The 23,002-nt window shown below is 45.3% G+C and carries 18 protein-coding genes; 7 read left to right on the forward strand and 11 right to left on the reverse strand.

Translation table 11 applies throughout. The annotated features are described in order from the left end of the window. Positions 1-118 precede the first annotated feature (118 nt). Positions 119-457: a 4a-hydroxytetrahydrobiopterin dehydratase gene (locus HQQ92_RS12745; protein ID WP_028760576.1), complete on the reverse strand. Its 339-nt coding sequence runs from the start codon at positions 455-457 to the stop codon at positions 119-121. A gap of 131 nt (positions 458-588) precedes the next feature. Further along, the gene (gene phhA, locus HQQ92_RS12750) at positions 589-1,389 is read right to left on the reverse strand and encodes a phenylalanine 4-monooxygenase (RefSeq protein WP_173245799.1); all 801 of its coding nucleotides are present in this window, start codon (positions 1,387-1,389) and stop codon (positions 589-591) included. A gap of 321 nt (positions 1,390-1,710) precedes the next feature. On the opposite strand from phhA, the gene galU reads away from it, so the two are divergent. The 6 genes from galU to HQQ92_RS12780 all read left to right on the forward strand — a co-directional run bounded on the left by galU (position 1,711) and on the right by HQQ92_RS12780 (position 8,837). Then, positions 1,711-2,619, forward strand: coding sequence for a UTP--glucose-1-phosphate uridylyltransferase GalU (gene galU / locus HQQ92_RS12755; protein WP_028760578.1), 909 nt, complete (start codon positions 1,711-1,713; stop codon positions 2,617-2,619). Beyond that, positions 2,619-3,632, forward strand: coding sequence for a UDP-glucose 4-epimerase GalE (gene galE, locus HQQ92_RS12760; RefSeq protein WP_028760579.1), 1,014 nt, complete (start codon positions 2,619-2,621; stop codon positions 3,630-3,632). Before galU ends, galE begins: the two co-directional genes overlap by 1 nt. 91 nt (positions 3,633-3,723) lie before the next feature. Beyond that, the gene (gene napF / locus HQQ92_RS12765; protein ID WP_173245802.1) at positions 3,724-4,206 is read left to right on the forward strand and encodes a ferredoxin-type protein NapF; all 483 of its coding nucleotides are present in this window, start codon (positions 3,724-3,726) and stop codon (positions 4,204-4,206) included. Between the two features lie 111 nt (positions 4,207-4,317). Further along, a complete protein-coding gene (locus HQQ92_RS12770; RefSeq protein WP_173245805.1) occupies positions 4,318-4,767 on the forward strand; it encodes a polymer-forming cytoskeletal protein in 450 nt (149 codons plus the stop codon). 318 nt (positions 4,768-5,085) lie between these two features. Beyond that, entirely contained in the window at positions 5,086-6,060 is a 975-nt protein-coding gene (locus HQQ92_RS12775) for a LysR family transcriptional regulator (RefSeq protein ID WP_113938944.1), read from the forward strand. A 476-nt stretch (positions 6,061-6,536) separates the two neighbouring features. Then, positions 6,537-8,837: an OmcA/MtrC family decaheme c-type cytochrome gene (locus HQQ92_RS12780; protein ID WP_173245808.1), complete on the forward strand. Its 2,301-nt coding sequence runs from the start codon at positions 6,537-6,539 to the stop codon at positions 8,835-8,837. A gap of 107 nt (positions 8,838-8,944) precedes the next feature. On the opposite strand, the gene HQQ92_RS12785 is transcribed toward HQQ92_RS12780, so the two are convergent. The 8 genes from HQQ92_RS12785 to HQQ92_RS12820 all read right to left on the reverse strand — a co-directional run bounded on the left by HQQ92_RS12785 (position 8,945) and on the right by HQQ92_RS12820 (position 20,095). Then, entirely contained in the window at positions 8,945-9,628 is a 684-nt protein-coding gene (locus HQQ92_RS12785; protein WP_173245811.1) for a DUF2982 domain-containing protein, read from the reverse strand. A 57-nt stretch (positions 9,629-9,685) separates the two neighbouring features. After that, entirely contained in the window at positions 9,686-10,387 is a 702-nt protein-coding gene (locus HQQ92_RS12790; RefSeq protein WP_173248661.1) for a YdcF family protein, read from the reverse strand. 218 nt (positions 10,388-10,605) lie between these two features. Further along, positions 10,606-11,523 carry a fructokinase gene (gene mak / locus HQQ92_RS12795; protein ID WP_173245814.1) on the reverse strand — a complete coding sequence of 306 codons (918 nt, stop codon included), beginning with the start codon at positions 11,521-11,523 and terminating at the stop codon, positions 10,606-10,608. Between the two features lie 61 nt (positions 11,524-11,584). Further along, entirely contained in the window at positions 11,585-12,391 is an 807-nt protein-coding gene (gene cysQ / locus HQQ92_RS12800) for a 3'(2'),5'-bisphosphate nucleotidase CysQ (protein WP_173245817.1), read from the reverse strand. Between the two features lie 357 nt (positions 12,392-12,748). Beyond that, entirely contained in the window at positions 12,749-13,900 is a 1,152-nt protein-coding gene (gene rfbD / locus HQQ92_RS12805; RefSeq protein WP_173245820.1) for a dTDP-4-dehydrorhamnose reductase, read from the reverse strand. A 6-nt stretch (positions 13,901-13,906) separates the two neighbouring features. Next, the gene (locus HQQ92_RS12810; protein WP_028760589.1) at positions 13,907-14,671 is read right to left on the reverse strand and encodes a phosphatase; all 765 of its coding nucleotides are present in this window, start codon (positions 14,669-14,671) and stop codon (positions 13,907-13,909) included. A gap of 50 nt (positions 14,672-14,721) precedes the next feature. Continuing rightward, positions 14,722-17,943, reverse strand: a complete 3,222-nt coding sequence (locus HQQ92_RS12815) for a DEAD/DEAH box helicase (RefSeq protein WP_173245823.1) — start codon at positions 17,941-17,943, stop codon at positions 14,722-14,724. A 262-nt stretch (positions 17,944-18,205) separates the two neighbouring features. Beyond that, a complete protein-coding gene (locus HQQ92_RS12820; RefSeq protein WP_254306329.1) occupies positions 18,206-20,095 on the reverse strand; it encodes a DUF885 family protein in 1,890 nt (629 codons plus the stop codon). 566 nt (positions 20,096-20,661) lie between these two features. Here HQQ92_RS12820 and HQQ92_RS12825 point away from each other — a divergent pair. Continuing rightward, entirely contained in the window at positions 20,662-20,871 is a 210-nt protein-coding gene (locus HQQ92_RS12825) for a cold-shock protein (RefSeq protein WP_006080998.1), read from the forward strand. 110 nt (positions 20,872-20,981) lie between these two features. Here the strand turns inward: HQQ92_RS12825 and HQQ92_RS12830 are convergent, their stop codons facing one another. Beyond that, complete coding sequence (locus HQQ92_RS12830; protein WP_173245826.1) at positions 20,982-22,928, reverse strand: monovalent cation:proton antiporter family protein; 1,947 nt, start codon at positions 22,926-22,928, stop codon at positions 20,982-20,984. Between the last annotated feature and the right edge of the window lie 74 nt (positions 22,929-23,002).

Genomic DNA, 23,002 nt, shown 5'->3' on the forward strand with positions numbered 1-23,002 from the left:
CGTATACGTTAGAAGGTTAAACTGAAAGTGGCAAGCCTAGTTTACAGTTGAATTGTAACAGGAAGAAAAAATCAGCATCATAAAACACATTAAGATGCTGATTAAATTGGTTAAATAATTAACCTAGTAACTGGTCTGTCTTGGCGGCCATGATGAAGTCATTCTTATGTAGCCCCTTAATGGAGTGCGACCACCAAGTGACAGTCACTTTGCCCCATTCAGTGAAAATGCCTGGATGGTGGAATTCTTCTTCCGCTAAATCCGCCAGCTTATTCGTGAATACCATCGCCAGTTTAAAGTTTTTAAACTTGTAGACGCGCTCAAGTTGCATTACGCCGTCACGCACTTGCACGCCCCAGTCAGGGATCATACGAATAAGTTCTGCCAACTCTTCATCGGTCACTTTTGGTGCATCGGCTTGGCACGCTTCACATTTCATATTCGATAACGCAGTCATACATACTCCTGTTGGCAACATTGATAGGGATATTCAGTTGCACTTTACTCATTACTTATTAATTACTTAAATCACATGACTAAATTAGATGGCGACTCAAATGACACATCAAACTATCCATCGAATCGAGACTAGCTCGCCTTGGCTTTGGGAGGATATTTAGGAGCAAATAAACCTAACTGACGTGCCTTAGTGACATAACTCATGATGTCCATTTGGGCAATTTCATCAAGCATATCAATGTGCTCAATCACATAATAAATCGGCTGCATAATGTCGATGCGATATGGGGTTCGTAGCACATTCAATAAATCAAAGGGCTGACGTTCTGGCACGTCACTTTCCATTGCATATAAAGTTTCACCAGGTGAGCTTAAAATACCGCCACCATAGATACACAAGGGGCCATCTTTAGGCTGTAGCAAGCCAAACTCAACCGTAAACCAGTATAAACGCGCTAAAAACACCCTTTCTTCTTTGCTGGCATTTAAACCTAATTGGCCATACATATGTGAAAAATTGGCAAATGAAGGGTTGGTGAGCAAAGGGCAGTGACCAAAAATTTCATGAAAAATATCAGGCTCTTGCAGGTAATCAAACTCTTCCTTACGGCGAATGAATGTCGCCACAGGAAACTCTTTATTGGCCAGCAGTTCAAAGAAACGGCCGAAGGAAATAAGCGCAGGTACGGCTGCCGTTTTCCAGCCGGTGGTCGCTTGCAATACAGTATCAATTTCAGTAAGTTGCGGAATACGATCCTTTGGCATAGCCAAGGCATCTAGCCCTTGCAAATACTCCTTACAGGCACGGCCAGGCAGGTTTATCGCTTGACGGGCATAAAGCTGGCTCCAAATCTCATGTTCTTCTTGCGGGTAGTTGATAAACCCTGTGTCATCAGCTCTGTGAGCGATGTACTCTGTTCCTTTCGTCATAGTCTTCACTTAGTGGCTAGCGCTCATGGAACCATAGTGATCTAAGCCTTTAAATTTGTTAACTCCCTCACACTTTATTCTTGCACCACTGCTGTGACGTAAACGTAAAGCAAATATTACAAGGGTATTAAAAACGCCATGCAATTGCACATCACCCATGCTGGATTAGATGCTCTGTGCTACCTTTGCTAAAACTTACGTCGACTTCGCTGTAAAAATACTTAAATATCCTAAGTTTTCAGCGTTTCTAAATAGCTTTTCTGTGCAGGTCATTTACAATATTGGCCATTAACCGCATCTCCTTGACCTAAAAGGTTCGCAATGAAACAACATCAAATTCGTAAAGCCGTTATTCCTGTCGCAGGCCTAGGCACTCGTATGCTTCCTGCGACCAAAGCAATTCCAAAGGAAATGTTACCCGTTGTCGATAAGCCATTGATTCAATATGTAGTCAGTGAAGCTATCGCGGCTGGGATCAAAGAAATTGTACTCGTGACCCACGCCAGTAAAAACTCTATCGAAAACCATTTCGATACCAGTTTCGAATTAGAAGCACAATTAGAACGCCGCGTTAAACGTCAGTTACTTGAAGCCGTACAATCTATTTGTCCTAAAGATGTAACAGTGATCAGCGTGCGCCAATCTCAAGCTAAAGGCTTAGGTCATGCAATTTTGTGTGCTAAATCTGTCGTCGGCGATGCACCATTTGCCGTATTGCTACCGGATGTGATCATAGATGAAGCCAGCTGTGATCTTCGTAGCGATAACTTAGCCGCTATGGTTGCCCTGTTTGATGAAACCCAAGTCGGTCAAATCATGGTGGAAGGCGTGCCACATAACGTCGTCAACCAATACGGTATTGCCGATGTGAATGGTCATGATTTACAACCGGGTGAATCTGAGCCATTAGTCGAACTGGTTGAGAAGCCAGCCGTGGATGAAGCGCCATCTAACTTAGCCGTTGTAGGCCGTTATGTGTTACCAGCCAGCATTTGGCCGCTACTGGCTAAAACCCCTGCGGGCGCAGGCGATGAAATTCAATTAACGGATGCGATTGCGATGTTAATGAAGCAAGAAACCGTAAATGCTTACTACATGGAAGGTAAGAGCCACGACTGTGGTAACAAGCAAGGTTATATGCGTGCTAACGTTGAATATGCCCTGCGCCACAGCGAAATCGGTGAAGATTTTGCGCACTATTTAAAAACCGTTGTAAAAGGAATTAAGTAATGACGATTTTAGTGACCGGTGGTGCTGGCTATATTGGCACCCACACAGTAGTAGAACTGCTCAATGCTGGTAATGATGTGATTGTATTGGACAACTTGTCTAATTCAAGCATAGAAGCCTTAAACCGAGTAGAGCGAATCACTGGTAAATCGGTTACTTTCTATCAAGGCGATATTCTCAATAAAGCGTTATTGCAGAAAGTGTTTAACGATCATGCTATTGATTCAGTTATCCACTTTGCAGGATTAAAAGCGGTGGGAGAATCCGTCGCAAAACCCCTGAAGTATTATGAGAATAACGTTACGGGTACGCTTATCCTTTGCCAAGTCATGGCAGAGTTTAAGGTAAAAAATCTCGTATTCAGCTCATCGGCAACTGTGTATGGCGATCCCGCAAGTTTACCGATCACCGAAGACTTCCCCACAGGGGCAACAAACCCTTATGGTCAGTCGAAGTTGATGGTTGAACATATACTGGCAGATGTACACAATGCCGATCCGAGCTGGAATATCGCCCGTCTGCGCTATTTTAATCCGGTTGGCGCCCATGCCAGTGGCTTAATCGGCGAAGATCCTAACGATATCCCTAACAACTTAATGCCCTTTATTGCGCAGGTTGCCGTGGGTAAACGCACCGCCTTAAGCGTGTTTGGTAATGATTATCCGACTCACGACGGTACTGGCGTGCGTGACTATATCCATGTCGTGGATTTAGCCAATGGCCATTTAAAAGCGCTCGCAAAATTGGCCACTAAGCCTGGTCTAGTGACCTATAACTTAGGCACAGGCCAAGGATATAGTGTATTAGACATGGTTAAAGCCTTTGAAAAAGCTTGTGGTAACACCATTGCCTACCAAATTGCGCCACGTCGCCCTGGGGATATTGCCGCCTGCTACGCCGATCCAACCCACGCAAGGGAAGATCTTGGCTGGCAAGCGACTCATACCCTAGAAGATATGGCCAACAGTAGCTGGCATTGGCAATCAACCAATCCCAATGGTTATAACGGCTAATAACTTGAATGGCTTGTGGAAATCTCCCAAGCCATTTTTCTTTACCCTCTAAATACCATCGCTTTACAGCATTAACCACCCGAGGAGCAACATGACTCAAAGTATTAATCACAGCCGTCGCAGCCTCTTTCGCCGGCGTAAAGATAATGCGATAAGGCCGCCTTGGGTGCGTGATGATATCGAGTTCACCGATGTGTGTACTCGTTGTTCCGCCTGTCTTGAGGTTTGTGAAACTCACATTATCATCAAAGGTGATGGCGGATTTCCTGAAGTCACCTTTAAGGACAATGAGTGCACATTTTGTACTCTGTGTGCTAAGGCTTGCCCTGAAAATATTTTCGATTTGACTCAAGCACCTTGGCAATACCAAGCGCATATTCAAGAAAGCTGCTTAACCTTTCAAGGGATCTGGTGCCAAAGTTGTAAGGATGCCTGCGAACCAAGAGCCATCAGTTTTGTGCTCAGTATTGGTCAGGCTCCGAGCCCAAAAATAGACCTTGATCTTTGTACTGGATGTGGTGCCTGCGTAGCTCCTTGCCCTAGCAAAGCCATTGAGATAAAACGACCAACTTGATAGAACACTGTAATTGCATTAACACATGCAGAGCTGTGCTTCTCATGGATTTTAAGCTAGTATCGCGCCTCTGTTGAACTCAGTTAATCCCTTCTCGAATTAAGTTAATTTATGATGATGTTTGTAAAAAAACTGTTTTTCCCGCCTAAAAAAAGTACCTCTTTTAGCTTTATTGCTCGAGGCACTAAACTCACGGGAAATATCGAATTAACAGGCGACGTGCTTGTTGGCGGTGATATCCAAGGTCAGCTGCTTTCTGAGGCCAATATCACCATAGAACAAGGCGGTATAATTCAAGGTGAAGTAAAGTGCCATGAATTTATCGTCGATGGGCACTTCAAAGGCAGACTTATTTGTGAGCGTTTAGTGATCCAACGTAATGGTGTTGTCGACGGCGAAGTGGCAAGTACCTCAATGCAAATCCTAGAGGGTGGCCAATTTATCGGGATGCGGATTAAAGAAGATGCACCAACCATTTACTCCCATGCAATAGGCCATACCCCAACAGCAGATTCACTCAACTTACCGTCCGTGCAAAACGACGTCATAGAATCTCGTTAATCCGAAATGCATCACTATCGTTTGCTCGCCGCCTTAGGTGAGCAGACTTTGACTCACTCTTTTAGCTCAATCATTCCTTATCACTCGACGTTAAACATAGCGCCTACTCATCTAACTCTCCCCAACTCTCCTCTTTACAATGGTTAAATAATTGTTATTTTGCCGAGAGGGATCACAGTTAATCCGCATGCTGAATGTTAATCTTGATAGTTAGTACCCATGATATTTGATCGCGGTGGTTTGGGTAATCCCAAGGACACAGAACTCCCCTAATAGCGCCGCAAAAACATTTAAGACTCATACAGGGCAAAATACAAAATGAGCAACTTATTACTAAAACAGATCTGTGAACTCGATGTTTTTACCTTGCTTGTATTTAAAAGTATTTTCGACACTGGACACGCAAATAGCGCGGCCAAAGCGCTAGATGTTTCTGCCCCCAAAATAAGCCGCTGCCTCAATGCATTACGCCTAACCTTTAACGATGAACTATTTTATCGTCGTCAACAGGGGCTTAAACCGACGCCCTTAGCAGAAAGTCTCTACGTTGCTATTTGCCAGTTTACTGAATCGGTTTATCACCTCGAACAATCTGCAATCCAGATACAAAATGCGGCCATCAATACCGACTTACCGCTGCATATCGCTGCTTGTAATGGCCTGCTAAGCTTTTTAGCGCCTCAGTTAAGCACTCCTGAACTTGCCCAAAAGCTAGGACAAATACGCTTACATAAATGGCAGGAAAATAGTGCTGAGTTGATCCACGCAGGTGCGCTTGATTTTGGGATTACGTTTGAAAGTGCTGAAAATAAAGAATTAAGTTACACCAAACTTGGCTCAATCAATGGCATTTATATCGTTGCAGCCAAGCAACATCCGCTTTGGGACGTTGAGACGAATATTACCTTAGAGCAAATTTGTCGCCATCCGTTTTTATTTCAAGAACTCAAGGGCTTTAACAGTAAAATCGATCCCTTAGAATTATTTTGCCAACGCCAAGGTATCTTATTACCTACCGTAGAGAAAGTGATAGACAGGGAGGAATGGTATGCCCATCTATTAACCATGAAGAGTGTGGCTTTTTGTTCTAGCATTGATATGCACACAGTTAAACATATGCCCGGATTACATCTCGAGCGCCTTAGCGACACAGAGCTTAATAGACTCCACGAAACTATGATGGCGCCACATTATTATCTGATTGAGAAACCTGCAGTTCATCGGCGTTACAGCCAAAGCCAGTGTGATCTCGTCGTGCGCTCCTTACTTGCCGCACTCGAACCAGCACACTAATACAAAAATAGATTACACACTAAGTTCATCAACCTAGCTTACGTCATGGATGTTAAATGGGTTAAGTGGGTTTACTGGGCTATACTTCTATTTATCCAAGGCACAATTCAATCACTTTAAAATGCCATATCGTCCCCCTATCCTCGCTCTCTTATCCCATTGCTTTTGTGCTCAAAACCTTAAGATAACCACTTAAGATTCAGGCTCTCTTAACATCGTTCATTTTGCTTAACCGAAAATGAATTCATCATTTCGGCCTAAGTTTAAAGATTAAAATTGTGATGCACATCATAGGCTAGCAGCTTAATTTCACTATTTAAAATATCAAAATGCAAAGTTTAGAATTACCATTCACGGGTGTTAAATCATCGTTCACATATCAGATACAAATTTGCAAATACCACTTTATAAGTAGATGAATCCTCCTATATTAGAGGCACTGCACACGCAGTCTTATAGATAGAAAAAGGGACGCGATGATGAAAAACTACAATAAATCTCTACTGGCACTGGCTCTCGTCAGTACCTTAAGTCTTACCGCCTGCGGGGACGGAAGCGATGGTCAAGATGGTGCACCTGGCACACCAGGTACACCCGGAACACCAGGCACTCCCGGAACACCAGGTACACCCGGAGCCCCTGCGGGTTCCTTCGCAACGACAGCCCAATCCATTACAGATCTGGCATTCACATTAAGTCCTGCTGACATTAAAGTGACTAGCAGTGAAGGCTTCAGTGTTAAATTTACTGTTACGGGTAAAAATGCAGGCAAAGTAGTCCCTTTCAAAGGACTGGATAAAATTGCAATTTATTCTTTAACAGCAAATGAAAACACCTCAGGTACTGGCGCGCCGATTGAGTGGCAAAATAATGCCACGGCAAATGCCGCTGGCACTTCGTTAACTTGTACTCTAAACGGCCTGAACGGAACTAAAAACGCTTGTACTTTAACCGAAGATACAGCGACGCCAGGCACTTACACAGCAACTTGGACTTATGGTGGCGCAGCGCCAATCATCAATCCAAATGATAATCCAAACGCAGTACACAGAGTCTTTTTACGTGCTTACAACATCGCCGATAGTACAGGTGTCGTCCTATCTGACAAGATTTTGTCTGTACCCGTTGATTTTATCCCTGCAACAGATGAATTAGGTATATCGGGTAAAGACACAGTATCTAGTGCGGCATGTAAAAACTGTCACGGTGAAGTAGACGGCCATATCGCGAAGATTGAAGCCCACCATAACTACCAAGATGTTAAAAACTGCGTAACTTGCCATAACCCTGATCTCGTTCCAAGTGACGCACAACTGGCCGAAGGTTGGGTATTTGATTTTGCCCCCATGATCCATAGGATCCACGCAGGTCATCACATCAGTGACAGCTTAAGTGGCGAAGCAAAAGAATATTTCGGTGAAGTTGGTTTCCCATCTGATTTGAAAGAATGTAAATCTTGTCATGACGGTGCACCAAGTTATAACACCAATATTTATGCACAAGCTTGTGTGGGTTGTCATATCAATGTGAACTTCACCACTGGCGAAAACCATTCAGAATTTGGTTTAGCCCAAGCTGATGATACTCAATGTAAATCTTGCCATGGCAGCGGTAGCTTAACACCTGAAGCTGTACACAGTGTCGGTAAACGCGCTGAGTATGCAAGCCTATTCAAAGTTGACTTTACCAGTGCTGCAGTAGTGACTTCAGCAGCAGCACCTGGAATGAAAACATTGACATTAAAAGCCAATGTGACCATGAATGGCGCTGCAATTCCTAACGGAACCGATTTAAAAGTGTATAACGCGACAACTAACCCTACTGGTATGTTTGTGGCTAACGGCTTATTACTGGGTAACGTAACTACTGATGGTACTGTTTATGCTTGGAGAGATGTCAAACCAACAGCAATCGCTCTTAAGCTTGAAAATGGTACGCTGGCCGATGGTGTATTAACCTTCGTAAAAGATATTCCCGATGCCCAAGCTGTAGGTACTATCTACGTCAGTTCAGAAGCCAACGTCTGTATCAAAGCAGGTAAAGTGAGTAGCTGTAATGCCACAGGACTTGAATTTGGCCCAACAAATCCAATTGGTAACACTGCTCCTGTTAAATTCTATAGCTTAGATGCTTCTGCAGTAGTTAAAGCTCGAATGACAGATCCTGCTCGAATTACCGTAGAAGAAGCAAAATGTAACGCCTGTCACGGCACCTTAGATTATATCAAGGGCACCAGACACGGAACTTACACTTTTGATCAATGTATGAACTGTCACAACGATACAACGGGTGCATCAGGCCATAAAACAGTGGTTTCTAAAGGTGAAGACGGTAGCAAAGTCATTAATCCAGAAGTCACTTTCAATAACAAAGACTTATTCACCGTCGCTCACCGTTTCCACAGTGGTAACTTTGATGTTATCGCAGGGATCTTCCGCGATGCCAATGGTGAATTAGTCGGTTATCCATCACCAGAAACTGCATGTTCTGCATGTCACAAAGATGATGCAAAACTGTTTGCGACTGACGGTGGTTTAGCCTCTGAGAAACGTTCAATCAAAGTGGGTAGCAACTACATTAGCCCAGTAGCTGAATCATGCCGTAGCTGTCACGCTCACTCTGATGCAGCGGCTGTCGCTCACTTTAGAAGTAACGGTGCTGTGGTTGAAGCTGACGCAATGACAGATCCTAACTTACCAGTAGAATCTTGCGCAACTTGTCATGCTGAAGGTAAAACCTACGGTGTAGATAAGGTACACGCAGAGGTAGCACACTAGTACCTTTGGGTTGCCCCTGCACAACCCAAACTTTAATCTCTGCAACTCATTGGGGACCCTAGGGTCCCCTTTTTTATTGCTGATGATCTTCAATTGAGATTGTAGACTTAACCAGCTGAGCGGCTACATTGCGCGATACGTTGTCTAAGTAACTTGATAAAGTCCTTAGGTTCCCTATCTAAACTGTCATGGGGAATATACAAGTGATACCCTAAACGCGTATCTAACATCACGCAGCGATGCCCAAACATAGCTAATACGCCACGATAGCGATCCCCTTCTATCACTAAAGGGCCAAACTCAGCGCCGAGATAAGTTTCTAAAGTCGCTAAGTCTGCATCTTGAGAGGCGGCTGTCACCAGCAAAGGTCGCTGTTCAGTTAATAATCCTGTTGCTAGACGCAGGGAAATATTATCGAGAATGGGATTTAAATGTTTCAGTTTAATGCCTAAATAAGATAACTCTATAGTATCTAAACCATTAGTTACCCGCGGAATATCGACCCGCTGAATATTATTCCAATCGATAGACACTTTGCCGCGGCGATGAAAATAGGTCAGCCCCTTGTCATCTAATGCTAGAGTCGTTTCCGGCTCATACACCTTGGCTAAACCGAGAATTAATGAAATCGCGCCCAAACTAAAAAACATCAAACCGACAGCAAACAAGGCCGGCCACGTCAGAAACAGTCCCAAACCCAGCACCAGACTTAAGCCTCCCAGCCAAGTTAAGGTTAACCCATTTCGTTTCGATAAAGGACGCACTGATACTATTTCTGACTCAATTGTCATTGTTCATCTTCCTGTTAAAACTCACTATCTTTAGACTGAACTCGGCAAACTACACCTTTAACTGACGGCCTTTATCCATAACCACAAACGGCCAATGTATTCGTGAATCGCCCGTTGAGAAGCCACTAAATTATCGGCGGTTAACCGCCACCAAAAATCATCTCGGCCAATAAAATCCGTTGGAGCAGCATCGGGGTGTAAGCCTTTAGCGGCGAAAATAGCCATCGCTCTTGGCATATGAGTGGCCGATGTGACTAAGCGAAAGGGCTCCTCCCCTAACTCCCACTTTAAGTATTGCGCTTCTTCTATCGTATCGCGCGCCAGTGGAAATTGAATAATTCGGCTTTTATCAACACTTAGCTCTACCGCGGCTTTAGCCATCATTTCAGCATGGGAAAATTGAGTGAGTTCACCGCCCCAGCCGCTGACAATCAACATACACTCTTGACCCAACTTAAGTTGCCGAATGCCTTCAGTTAACCTTGTAAGGGCGACGTCTGATAAGGATTGCACCGCAGTCGCTCCTACTATATCAGCATGCCCTGAACCTAATACCATCACAAAACAAGCGCCTGCGATGGGCGAGGAATTAATCGGGTAAGCTGATTCTAATGGCCGCACTAAGGTATTCACACTCAGTTGACTGCTTAAAAACAGTAAGAGAAAAAAAGCGCAGGATACTAAGTATTTCGCCATACTGCGACGGCGCCATACTAGAAAAGAAATCAGTAATAACAATAGGATAAAGGGAATCGGCATTATCCCCTGTGAAACAACTTTCTTAACCCAAAACATGATGTCCATGCCAAGCAATCCAAAGGAGCGCAATCATAGCATCAAAATACGGGGGGAATACATCGCACATAAAGCTAGCCCAGCGTTTTACTGGGCTATTATTTACAAGACTCTGATATCACTAGACGTTGATTTCATAGCGTAATGAGTTCACTGGTTGAGTTTATATCTTCAATAATGGATCACTTTTCCCACAACCAAGCGGCACCGCGCACACCCGATGAACAACCGTATAGATTCTGCACCACAGGCGTATGACACTCACGCCCCACCACATAATGGGCCAGCAATGCTGGTAATCTTGGGTAAATCGCCGCGACATTCGACATTCCGCCGCCCAACACTATGGCATCGGGATCGAGCATATTGATCACATGGGCGAGTGAACGAGCGAGTCTATCCATATAACGATCAAACGCAGCAACCGCAATGGCGTCACCTCCATCGACTAACAACATAATATCGGCACCTGATTTGGCAGGAGCACGCACTGTACCTGCTGCCGTCAAAGCCGCATTATAATCACGCACAAAGCCAGTGCCAGAGATAAAGGTCTCGATACAATCGGGATTGCCACAGAAACATCGGGTGGTATTGAACTCTTCCTTGGTCATCCAAGGCAAAGGATTATGACCCCATTCACCGCCGATACCATTACCACCACCGTGAACTTTGCCGTTAATTGCCACACCCGCGCCACAACCAGTACCAATAATCACGCCAAACACCACAGAAGCGCCAGCGGCTGCCCCATCGACCGCCTCTGATACCGCAAAACAGTTTGCATCATTGGCAACCCGCACTTCACGCTGCAACAATTCCCCTAAATGTACATCGAGGGGCTGACCATTGATCCACGTCGAGTTAGCATTTTTGACTAAACCTGAATAGGGCGATACCACACCTGGAATACCCACGCCGACAGTGCCTTTCTCGCCAAGAGTCGCTTCCGCTTCCTTAACTAAATCAACCACCGCAGCAAGCGTGCCCTGATAGTCACGTGGCGTCGTCACACGTTTGCGAAATAGCTCATTGCCCTCATCACTCAGTGCGACTAATTCTATTTTTGTTCCGCCTAAATCGACGCCCATGCGCATCATGAATTACCACTCCAGTGTTTAGCTTGCCCTTTCATCAAGTGAGATTGATGCAAGGCAATCGTTATTTTACCCAGCCAGGAGCTGTGGCAATAAAGTAAGGGTTTAAAATGTCAGGTTTTTGATTATAAGTTAATGGTTCACCTGAGTCATAACAGACAACTGTGCCGCCTGCACTTTCGAGCACAGCTTGCGCCGCTGCGGTATCCCATTCGCTGGTTGGGCCAAGTCTGGGATACAGATCGGCACTGCCTTCAGCCAACATACAAAACTTAAGCGAACTCCCTACACTTAAGATGTCATGCTCACCAAACTGCTGTAAATATTGCGCTAAGCCTGAGCTCAAGTGCGAGCGACTGCCGACAATCATCGGCATTTCGCGTGGCGTGTTGGCGCCCAATAAGGGGCTCTCTTGACCCGCTTGTTGACGCCATGCACCTAAATGCTTAGCGCCGTAATAATAGGTATCGAGCACAGGCGCATATACTACACCTGCGATAGCAACCCCTTGATGGATAAGCGCAATATTGACGGTAAACTCGCCATTGCGTTTAATAAATTCCTTAGTGCCATCTAAGGGATCAATCAACCAATAGGTTTGCCATTGACTACGCACGTCCCACGCGATATCCGCCGCTTCCTCAGACATAATAGGAATACCGACAAATTGCTTTGCCAATGCCGCCACTATCACGTGGTGCGCGGCTAAATCGGCCGCCGTCACAGGGCTATCGTCCCCCTTATGGCTCACCGAAAAGTCATCTTGACCATAAACCGTCATAATGGCATCGCCTGCGGCTTTGGCAATCGCGACCACTTGCAGTAGATCTTGTTTGGTCAATGTCTGCGCTATTGTCGTCTTGTCTGTCACTGAAACTTCCTTAATGCATTAAATATCTTGGCATTATGCCATTGTCATCCAAGGGGAATTTAGAACAAATTCATCATACATCAAGCAAAATAGACTAAGACTCGCGGCTTAAACCGCGGCGCGCAAAACCACAGATAAACAAAGTGATTACGATACTAAGGCAAGCCATTGGCGCTGAGAAGAGGCTTAAGTCCAGTTGCATTCGTATTCACAGCCTATGTTTTCATATTGATAGTCTACATTTGTCGCTTAAATCTGATTATTGGTGGGCTTATTGTTTTCGAAAGCGTTAATCACTACGATGACGTAAACGCTTAAATCGTGATTAAAGCTGCCTAAACCCAAATGTGAGTCACGCTAATTATCGTCATGATAGCGTCGCAACATGCAATTCAGTTGCTGACGCCAATCTTGCCATACGACGTTATCAGGCATAGGCAGTGCGGTATTGACAGCCAAAGCGGACTGTACTTTGGCACTATTCAACACGCTATAACTCGGTCTTTTTGCCAAACTCACGCCGCGATTTAATGCTTGTTTAGCATAGTGAGCGCTGGTAATCGGCTGGATAACCACAGGTTGACTTAACAGATTGAGCGCTAGGGCTTGTCGCTGGATTTCACAGGCAAATTCATACCAACTGCATTGGCCTTGGGCGCTGTAATGAAATACGCCCGAGCACTGTTGCATGACTAATTGCCAAATCACCTTAGCGAGTGCATCACTCCACGTCGGACAGCCGATTTGATCGACTATCACCTCCAAGCTTGGTTGAGTGCGCATCAAGTTCAGCATGGTTTGGACAAAATTATGCCCATCTTGACCGTAGAGCCATGAGGTACGCACAATCGTTGCATCCTCGCCCAGAACCGCCAATACCTTCTGCTCGCCGAGCAACTTACTCGTACCGTAAGCAGACAACGGCTCGGGAGCATCAATTTCAACAAATGGCCTTGGTAAATGATTTGAAGCTGAGTCTGGATTTTGATACTGCTCAGCGCCAGTTTCTCTAACATCACAAACAGCATGACCACCAAACACATAATCGCTCGACACATGCAGTAGGCGCGCCCCCGACAGCCAACATTGCTGCGCCAATAACTCAGGGCCGAGTGCATTCACGCCATTCGCTTCGATTGCATCATGCTCAGCAGCATCCACTGCATTATAGGCCGCACAATTTATCACCCAGCTTGGTCGATATTGAGTAAACACGGCAGCAATATTGGCGGCATCGGTAATGTCTAACTGACTACGACTTAGCGCATAAAGCTTAAGTGGTACGACTGAGTTTGTACTTGTACTTGTACTTGTACTTGTACTTGTACTTGTACTTGTACTTGTGCTGGTATTTGGGGCTAGCTCACCAATATCGGCAGCGACTCTCAGCAAGGCTTGAGCGAGCTGACTCTTCGCACCAGTGATTAACACCACTTGAGGAGTGTTAGCGTCTGTGGCACTCGCCGCCCCGCATTGAAGTGGCGTCACTTTAGTTGCCACTATTTTCATCACTAATCAACAGCATGGCTCATCGTCACTGAATAAGGGGATCAAATCAGCAACGGTTTCATGGCCACGGGCGGCTAAAAAGGCTAAGAGTGCTGAAGGACTACGATTGAGTAATCGTGATGGCGGATAAGCCACTTCATCGATAATCGCTTGCGCCCGCGCAAAACCGCCTAAGCTAAAAGCCACATGGGAATCAGAGCCCATAACTAAAATCGTGCCAAATTCCTTGGCCGCTTTGGCAATCGCAGTGCAATTGGCTTCGCTGCCCTTACGGGACACTTCAAAGGAGGAATTGTTAATTTCGAGCGCCACACCGTATTCAGCAGCGGCGCGGGCAACGGCTTCAATATCAATTGGATAGGCGGGGTTTCCCGGATGAGTAATGATATCAACCTTGCCGCTCTTAATCGCATTAATCATGGCCTCTGTGTGAGTCGCTTTATCTGACGGAGGATAGACGGGCTCATGAAATCCTGCGAGCACAATATCGAGCTGCTTTAAATAATCACCAAAGAAATCAATCTCGCCGTCGATATTTTTGATATTGGCTTCGATACCCCGCAAAATCCCGACGCCATCAACCATACGTGGCAAAACTCTTAAATTCACAAAGTGCCAAAAATGCGGTGCATCGGCCATCGCAGGCCCATGATCTGTGGTGGCAAATAGGCGAATCCCCTTCTGCTTTGCCACCGCTAAGTAGTCATGAATCGTGCTATAAGCATGGCTCGAAGCCACAGTATGGGTATGAGTGTCGACTTGGTACTGCATGGTTCACCTCAGTCAAATGATTCAATCAATTTAGAAAAACTGGCCACGATTTAGCTAAAGAGCGATAACAGTTCATCGGCGCTTCCTTGCCATGTGCCCTTGCCTTTACCTTCGAGAATACTGTCCGCCAGACTTTGCTTATGCTGCTGCATTTCTTGGATTTTCTCTTCTACTGTACCTTCTGCAATCAGCTTATAGACAAACACAGGCTTATCTTGGCCGATACGATGGGCTCTATCCGTAGCCTGTTTTTCCGCCGCCGGATTCCACCAGGGATCATAGTGGATCACAGTATCCGCCGCGGTGAGATTGAGCCCAGTGCCGCCCGCTTTTAAGCTAATTAAGAACACAGGCGTGTCGCCCTCTTGGAACTTATCTATCTGCGCTTGGCGCAGGCGAGTTTGTCCTGTGAGCTTACTGTAATCGAGCCCCAAGTCCACCAGCTCAGCTTCAATCAAGCTGAGCATGCTAGTGAACTGGCTTAAAATCAATATCTTACGCCCCTCTTGCACCATTTCTGGTAAGTTCTGTTTCAGCCAATCTAACTTAGCATTATTCTTCACTTTCTGCGCTTGCTCTAACTTCACCAAACGCGGATCACAGCAGGCTTGGCGTAGCTTAAGTAAGGCATCGAGAAACTCAATATGACTGCTACCAACGCCTTGAGTGGCAAATAAATCCCGCAGTTTTTTCTCCATCACCAGTCGAATACTCTCGTAGAGATTTCGCTGATCTTTTTCTAACTCTAAGCTCTGGGAGATTTCGGTTTTAGGGGGTAATTCACCGACCACTTCATCTTTGGTTCGGCGCAGCACAAAAGGCGCAATCCGTTGACTCAAGATTTGCGCTTGCTCCATATCGCCATAACGTTCAATTTTGTGCCTAAAGGATTTGTTAAAAAAAACATTCGTGCCGAGTAGTCCGGGCAAACAAAAATCCATCAAAGACTTAAGTTCACCCAAATGATTTTCAAGCGGCGTACCCGACAGGCACAATCTAAACGGCGCTTTAAGATCTTTAATCACTTGAGTCACTTTCGCCTGCGCATTTTTTATCTGCTGTGCTTCATCGAGCACGATATGTTCAAACACCTGCCGTTGATAATAGTCACTGTCGCGCACGATCAGCGGATAGGTCGTCACCACAATATCAAACTCATTTAAGCGTTCGAGCAAAGGCTTACGCAAGGCGCCATGAATGACGACAAGCTTTAACGATGGCGCAAATTTCGCGGCTTCTTTCGCCCAATTGCCCACCAAGCTCGTTGGGCAAATAATTAAACTCGGTGAACAACTTGCCACCGTGGATTTTAGTTCTTGCTGCTTAAGTAAAAAAGCCAAGGTTTGAATGGTTTTACCCAGCCCCATATCATCGGCCAAAATACCGCCAAGCTGATATTCCTTTAAGAAACAGAGCCAATTCAACCCTTGCTGTTGATACTGACGTAACTCAGCATTTAAGTTGTCTGGGACTGCGACCTCTAACACACCGTTAAAATTTTCGAGCTTAGTCGCTAAACTGCGCACTCGTTCACCATTAAGCAGACGAATATCACTGTCGGCAAAATCATTTAATAGGTGGGCACGGTATTTAGGCAAAGACACGCTATTGCCTTTGTGGCTATCGAATAGTTCTAAAATAATGCTGATCAGCGGCTTAATCACGCTGGCTTTGACTTTTAACCAATCACCATTTGGGCTGGGTAACAGCAGTTCTGCATCATCGGCGGGCTCACCGTACTGCTTAAGCCAAGTGGCAATTAAGGGCAGCATAGGCACTATTTGACCATCAATGTCAGCATTCAGTGACAGAGAAAACCAGCCCTCTTGCGTATCATCCAGCTCAATCGCCAGCGGAGTATCAATGACATTTAAGCTGAAATTGTCGGCAAAATGCACTTGGTAACCTAAAGCCTCTAGCGCCGGGATTTCCTGTTGAATAAAGTGCAACCAAGCATCAATCGTTTCAGGCAGTGAACCTAACCCCCAAATACTGACATAGCTGCCACTGTTAGGGATAAAAGAAGGCGCAAGCTCGATCAGTTCCAATGCCATCAAACGATTAATCGCATCCATTTCCGCATCGAGTTGACGCGCGACTTGATAGGTTTTGCCTTGATGAGTGACTAAGGACAAGGGCTCGTCGGGATATTGGCCGCCGAGCACCACATCTTGATAGACAAATTCCAGCAGCACTAATGGCTGCGCCATAGCAAACTCAGGTAAATCCTGCGAGGTTAAGGTCAACCTAACTTGAAGCGGCACTTGCAGCTCGACAAAATCAATCAAAGCAGGCGTAGGTACCGTTTTCGCCGAAAAATGCTTAATCAGTTTGTGGCTCACCAGTTCAATCTGAGAGCTAGGCACTGGCGGCATCTGACTGAGTAATAACAGCTTTTCAACACTGATCTCTGTGTCTAATGCGCCCACTTTAAAATAATCTAAATCAATATAAGTCGGTGGCTCACAGGGGATAAGCTCCCAATTGTCTTTATTGGGCAGCATTAACTGCATTTGTTTATGCTCGGCATCCTTATCTAGCCAAATGAATTCAGGCTTGCTCGCTTCACCTCGGGTGAGCGGTAAACGACTCTCCTCCCAAAAACACCGCCCAGTGACGAGCATTTTTTCCAGTGCCATGGCACCTAACTGAGCTTTAAGATACAGGCGAGAGGCACCATGGCGACGAGTTGACATGATGAGATTGATGATGAGCACGTCTTCAGCGCCAATCCAAGCGGGCATGTAATATTGCACGTCGGATAAAGCGATTTTCGAGCCTTTGTTATAGCCACCATTCTTCGCCAACTTGCCTTTTCTTAGCTCAAGAAAGACACCGTTATCATCTTTAGATAACACGTACAGCACGCGATCGTCGTAGAGTAAATCAACATTTGAAACCGTGAGATCATCACTTTCGTCTAGCAGATGTAACCACTGAGCAATACGTTGATCTTCAACGGTTCTATCACTCAGTAAACTGTAAAGTACGGCTGCAATATGTTTGCAATGCCCAGTGGCGGGACATGAACAGAAGCCATTCATGATCAACTTATGGTTCATGCTGACAAGGCGAATATCCTGCCGATAGGGCTGGGATTCCGTCCCCATGACACGACCTTCAATATGACGAAAATCGGCGTTCGCTTTGGCGCTCAACACCCGTCCTTTCATCACATAATCACGGGCGCGCATTAAGGTTGGCGGCGTGAATAATGACTCAATCGTGGTTCGAGTCAATTGGATAGGATCTTGGGGGGACAAGCGATTCATGTAAAAACCTTGAAACTAAAAATATCAACTCCGAGCAATAGTAAGCCATTGCCGCGCGACATTTATCAATAAGTTGTGTGGGATTGTATTGAAAGCCTTGGCCGAAAGCCAGAATGATAGCCACGATAGACAGCCCCACCATGCCCGCAGGATAAAATAACAAACTTATCCGCAGACATGGAACTGGCCTTACTTAGATATAAGCAATTGATAAACAATGCTTTACTATTAATAGCCAAGCATTAACTGTTACCGCCAAACGCTAAATTTTCGCTTTAGCGTCAGTGGCTTTAGCCTCAGCCTTTTTTGTATCAGCACTTTTTTTATCAGCACTTTTTTTATCAGCAATGTAGCGATCGACTAATGTTTCTAAGATATCCAAAGGAACTGCACCATTCTTCAGAACTACATCGTGGAAATCCCTGAGATCGAACTTATCACCTAAGGCCAACTTGGCTTTTTCGCGCAGTTCGAGAATTTTCATCATGCCGACTTTATAAGCCGTCGCTTGACCTGGCATAACGATATAACGCTCAATCTCTGCCGTGACATCACGATCGGACATGCCAGTATTTTTCTTCATATAGTCAATCGCTTGCTCGCGAGTCCAACGGCTATGATGAATACCTGTATCTACCACTAGACGCACAGCGCGGAACAACTCTGCCTGCAGACGACCAATATTATCAAAGGGATCCTTTTGAAAACCGAGCTCCCACGCCAAACGTTCGCTATATAAAGCCCAACCTTCAATGTACGCCGTAAAAGGCGCCATCTTACGAATAAGTGGCATACCTTCTAACTCCATCGCCACCGCAATTTGGAAATGATGCCCAGGGATCCCCTCGTGGTAGGCTAAAGTGCGCATACCGTATTTAGGCGTGGCCTTGATATCATATAAATTGGCATAGAAACGCCCTGGACGACTACCGTCAATCGCGGGCTGCTGATAATAGGCACCCGGTGCTGTTTTCTCTTTAAATTCAGGAATACGCACCACTTCCATGCCCGCTTCGGGTCGAATACGAAAGGCATCACCGAGTCCCGCATTCACTTCATCAAGAATCGCTTGATAATCAACGAGGATTTGCGCCCTACCCGCATCGCTATCCTCGTAGTAAAACTTAGGATCGGCGGCTAATGCTTCAATCGCGACCGAGAAACCTTGGCTTATATCGTAACCTTCAGCGGCTAAAATAGTCATGATTTCATTTTGAATGCGATCTACCTCTGCGAGCCCTTTGGCATGGATTTCATCCGCAGTGTAATTAGTGGTCGTAAAGAACTTCAGCAGTTGCTCATAGGCAAGGGAGCCATTAGGCAGCGCCCAATAACCATCATCCGTCCCAGCTTTGGCTTGTAGCTGGGTAAAATAATCAATAAATAATTGATACGCTGGATGCACGTAACCTTTAATGTCCGCTTCCGCCGCTGCCAATAACCGTGCTTGCTCATCGGCACTGATATCCGTGTCAGCCAATTTAGTTTTGAAGGAACTGTAGAGAATATTGTCTTGCACTGGCGTCGCGACAAAATCATTCATCTCGGTGAGCACCCGCTCAATCACGAACTTAGGCGGAATAATCCCCTTAGCCTCACGAATTTTTAAACCTTCGAGAGTTTGCGCAAACTTAAGTTTCACCTTTTGTAAACGCGACAGATAATTTTCTGCATCGCCCACAGAATGCACTTGGTGCTGCGCCTGCATAAAGCTTGGATACCCGTTTTGCACGCCAAATAACTGATTCAGCGGATAGTTATGGTAACGATACGGCTCAGAGACCAATGCGAAATCGGCAAGATATAGGGCAATATCCTTGGAGATACGTTGATTTTCATCTAAATCCGCATCGGAATAGCTCAATAGGGTTTCACGCAGATCTCGCACTTGCGCGAAAGTCTTATCCATCGCCTCTGGACTATCGTCATCCAACTCGGCGTTATGGCCTGTAATCCCTACCGATTCTAAGAAACCCAATGAGGTTAAGGTCTCAGGGCTTTCGAAAGCCATCTTGACCACACTGCGGTCTAGAAATGCGCGAAAGAAAAACGGCTTTTTCGCAAACCATTCATGGGCGGCCAGCGCCACTAATAACAGCACTAAGACTAAGCTGCCGAGTCCAATCCGTTTTAGTACTGTTTTCAACGTCATTCTCCATTCTTATTATATTCAATCTAAAGTTATCGCCCTGAATCCATAGCTCAAGCACGTTTTTATTGGATGACGAGAATACCATTAACCACAAATAAGCAACAATTCAATAACGTAACGAATCATGACAGAATCCTTACCTAAGCATACAAGCCGCATTTAAACCTAATGGAACGGATTGAAAGGTTAATCGCAAGTCAGTCGTGGCAAACATAAAAAAACTTTTACACTAGATAACAATCAAACATAAAACCTATTGCTTTGAATATTAAGAGTTATATCTAATTCCGCACTCAATAAGTCGCAAAAAAGCAGTTTCAATATGAGAAGTATTTAAAAATAAAACTATACAAACCCCTAGAGTATGTTAATCTGCACTCCGGCCTGTGATTCAGACCTATTTATAAGCAATATTATGTATTTGAAAACCTTCGCTACGCCTGTAATATTTTTTTTGCTGTCATGAAGCTTTCCACTCATAACTTATCATCAATGTAAATAATTCTATTTCTGGCTAACATACCGCATAATTGCGAATTATTTGTTTGAAAATTTTGGAGACATTCATGTCTAAAACTACTGGTGTAGTTAAATGGTTTAACGAAGATAAAGGTTTTGGTTTTATTTCTCCTGACAATGGTGGCGCTGACGCATTCGTTCATTTCCGCGCAATCGTTTCAGAAGGCTTTAAAACTCTTGCTGAAGGTCAAAAGGTTTCTTTTGACATCGAACAAGGCCAAAAAGGTCCTCAAGCTGCGAACGTAGTTATTCTGTAATTAGACTTTGTCTAATTTAAGTTAACAAGTTCCAGACAAAAATGCCGACACTATGTCGGCATTTTTATATCTGCATTTTCATCCATCTCAAAAGAGTGAACCTCAGGCCTTTAGCCATGTAGGAGCTTAGCCTCAGCTTTCTCAAGTCGTCGTGGTTTACCCACTATCAGTAAGATATCCCCTGCACGAAAAACCCAGTCCTGCTCAGGATGTTCCACTTCAGCGCCATTGCGACGAATCGCCCTTAACTCTACTTTCAATGTTTCCCACAGGATATCGGCAACGGTTTTACCAATCGCATCAGCCCCACGCGGTAATGCCACCGCATGCAATGACTCTAAAGTAAAATCAGTTTCTGTACCGGAAAAGAAGCCGTGTAAAAATTGATAATGATTGCGCCGCTCAGATTCTAGCCGTTTTAGGATCCGTGCCAATGGCACACCACATTGGTGTAGTACCTGCGATACTAACATCAAGCTCCCCTCTAAAGACTCTGGGATCACTTGATTAGCTCCCGCCTTTTTAAGCAAGTCTAGATCACTGTCGTCTTTGGTTCTAACTAAAATTTTAGCCTCTGGTGCCAATAACTTACATAAAGGTAAGACTTCTTCTAAACTACGTGACTCACAAAAAGTGATAACGATCATCTTGGCCTGTTTAACGCCCATTTGTTTTAAAATTGCCCGTTTACACACATCACCGAAATAAATAGGTTCGCCCGCACGACGCGCTTCAGTGACGCGCGTTGGATCGAGATCCAATACCAGATAAGGTACAGCTTCAGTTTTTAAAAAACGGGCAATGGTTTGTCCTACTCGGCCGTAACCAAAAATCATCACCAGCTCATGATCATCCATCATCAATGGCACAGCTTCATCCACATGCTTTGCCTGACGGATCCCCAGCGCCCACTTAGCAATATCCACACTATGACGAACTAACCAAGGAGCTATTGCCATGGAAAGCACGGCGACCATGACTAATATGGTACTGATCTCATTATTTAAAAGTTGATAGTTGACCGCTAAAGCCAATACCACAAAACTGAACTCCCCCACTTGAGCTAAGCTCATAGCCGTACTCATCGCAATTCGAAAAGGCTCACCTACTAATCTTAAAATGCCATGAATGATCAGCGCCTTACCTAGCACAACAGCCACTAAGATCAGCAGTATCTGCCACCAGAAACGTATCACTAAGGTAAAGTCCAGCATCATGCCAATGGAGATGAAAAACAGCCCCATCAATAGATCACGAAACGGTCGTATATCCGCCTCAAGTTGGCGGCGATACTGGCTTTCTCCCAGCAGCATACCCGCCATAAATGCCCCCAGCGCCATAGATAATCCTAGCCACTGAGTAAAAGCCCCTGTGACAAGCGCAACGACTAAGGTCGATAATACAAACAGCTCATTGGAGCGAGAACGCGCAACCTCATCAAATATCCGCGGCAACGCCCACTTACCAAACGCCATTAAGAGGAAAAAGGCCAATATGCCTTTGAGCAAGGCAAAGGCGATATCCGCGACCATCAAAGGTTCGCCGCCATTGGCCAGTAATGGCAATAGGATCAACAACGGCACAACCGCTAAATCTTGGAACAAAAGCACGCTGACGGAGAGTTCGCCGTGGCGGCGCCTCAGCCATCCTTGCTCATTGAGTAATTTAAGGACAATAGCAGTAGATGACAACGCGATGGCAGCACCGATAACCAAGGCTTCAACCCAATTCAAGCCGCACAATAGGGCCACGCCCATGGTCAACAGGGTCGTGATCACCATCTGTGCACTGCCTAAGCCAAATACAGTGCGGCGCATGGCCCACAGCCGCGGCACAGAGAACTCTAAGCCTAAAGTAAACATCAGCAGCACTACGCCAAGCTCGGCGACAGATTGCATTTGATGCTGGGTAAACCAGTGAAAACCACTCGGGCCACTCACGACCCCTGTGAGTAAATAAGCCAGAATTGCGGGTAGGCCCAAACGGCGCAGCACAGCAATGGCCACAATGGCAATCACGAGCATAAGTAATACTTGGATTAAAAAGCTATGTTCCATTGGGCGCTATGACTCCTGTCAAAATGCTGACGTGTCAAAAAATCTAACTCTCAGTTTTAAGCTTAACTGAATGA

It is taken from the genome of Shewanella sp. DC2-4, from assembly GCF_013248875.1.
Taxonomy (GTDB): domain Bacteria; phylum Pseudomonadota; class Gammaproteobacteria; order Enterobacterales; family Shewanellaceae; genus Shewanella; species Shewanella oncorhynchi.

Coding starts and splice junctions, on each gene's coding strand:
- galU (WP_028760578.1), top strand. CDS start 1,711: ATGAAACAACATCAAATTCGTAAAGCCGTTATTCCTGTCGCAGGCCTA.
- HQQ92_RS12785 (WP_173245811.1), bottom strand. CDS start 9,628: ATGACAATTGAGTCAGAAATAGTATCAGTGCGTCCTTTATCGAAACGA.
- HQQ92_RS12820 (WP_254306329.1), bottom strand. CDS start 20,095: ATGACGTTGAAAACAGTACTAAAACGGATTGGACTCGGCAGCTTAGTC.
- rfbD (WP_173245820.1), bottom strand. CDS start 13,900: ATGAAAATAGTGGCAACTAAAGTGACGCCACTTCAATGCGGGGCGGCG.
- HQQ92_RS12775 (WP_113938944.1), top strand. CDS start 5,086: ATGAGCAACTTATTACTAAAACAGATCTGTGAACTCGATGTTTTTACC.
- galE (WP_028760579.1), top strand. CDS start 2,619: ATGACGATTTTAGTGACCGGTGGTGCTGGCTATATTGGCACCCACACA.
- mak (WP_173245814.1), bottom strand. CDS start 11,523: ATGATGCGCATGGGCGTCGATTTAGGCGGAACAAAAATAGAATTAGTC.
- HQQ92_RS12780 (WP_173245808.1), top strand. CDS start 6,537: ATGATGAAAAACTACAATAAATCTCTACTGGCACTGGCTCTCGTCAGT.
- HQQ92_RS12770 (WP_173245805.1), top strand. CDS start 4,318: ATGATGATGTTTGTAAAAAAACTGTTTTTCCCGCCTAAAAAAAGTACC.
- HQQ92_RS12830 (WP_173245826.1), bottom strand. CDS start 22,928: ATGGAACATAGCTTTTTAATCCAAGTATTACTTATGCTCGTGATTGCC.
- HQQ92_RS12825 (WP_006080998.1), top strand. CDS start 20,662: ATGTCTAAAACTACTGGTGTAGTTAAATGGTTTAACGAAGATAAAGGT.
- napF (WP_173245802.1), top strand. CDS start 3,724: ATGACTCAAAGTATTAATCACAGCCGTCGCAGCCTCTTTCGCCGGCGT.
- HQQ92_RS12745 (WP_028760576.1), bottom strand. CDS start 457: ATGACTGCGTTATCGAATATGAAATGTGAAGCGTGCCAAGCCGATGCA.
- HQQ92_RS12790 (WP_173248661.1), bottom strand. CDS start 10,387: ATGCCGATTCCCTTTATCCTATTGTTATTACTGATTTCTTTTCTAGTA.
- HQQ92_RS12810 (WP_028760589.1), bottom strand. CDS start 14,671: ATGCAGTACCAAGTCGACACTCATACCCATACTGTGGCTTCGAGCCAT.
- phhA (WP_173245799.1), bottom strand. CDS start 1,389: ATGACGAAAGGAACAGAGTACATCGCTCACAGAGCTGATGACACAGGG.
- HQQ92_RS12815 (WP_173245823.1), bottom strand. CDS start 17,943: ATGAATCGCTTGTCCCCCCAAGATCCTATCCAATTGACTCGAACCACG.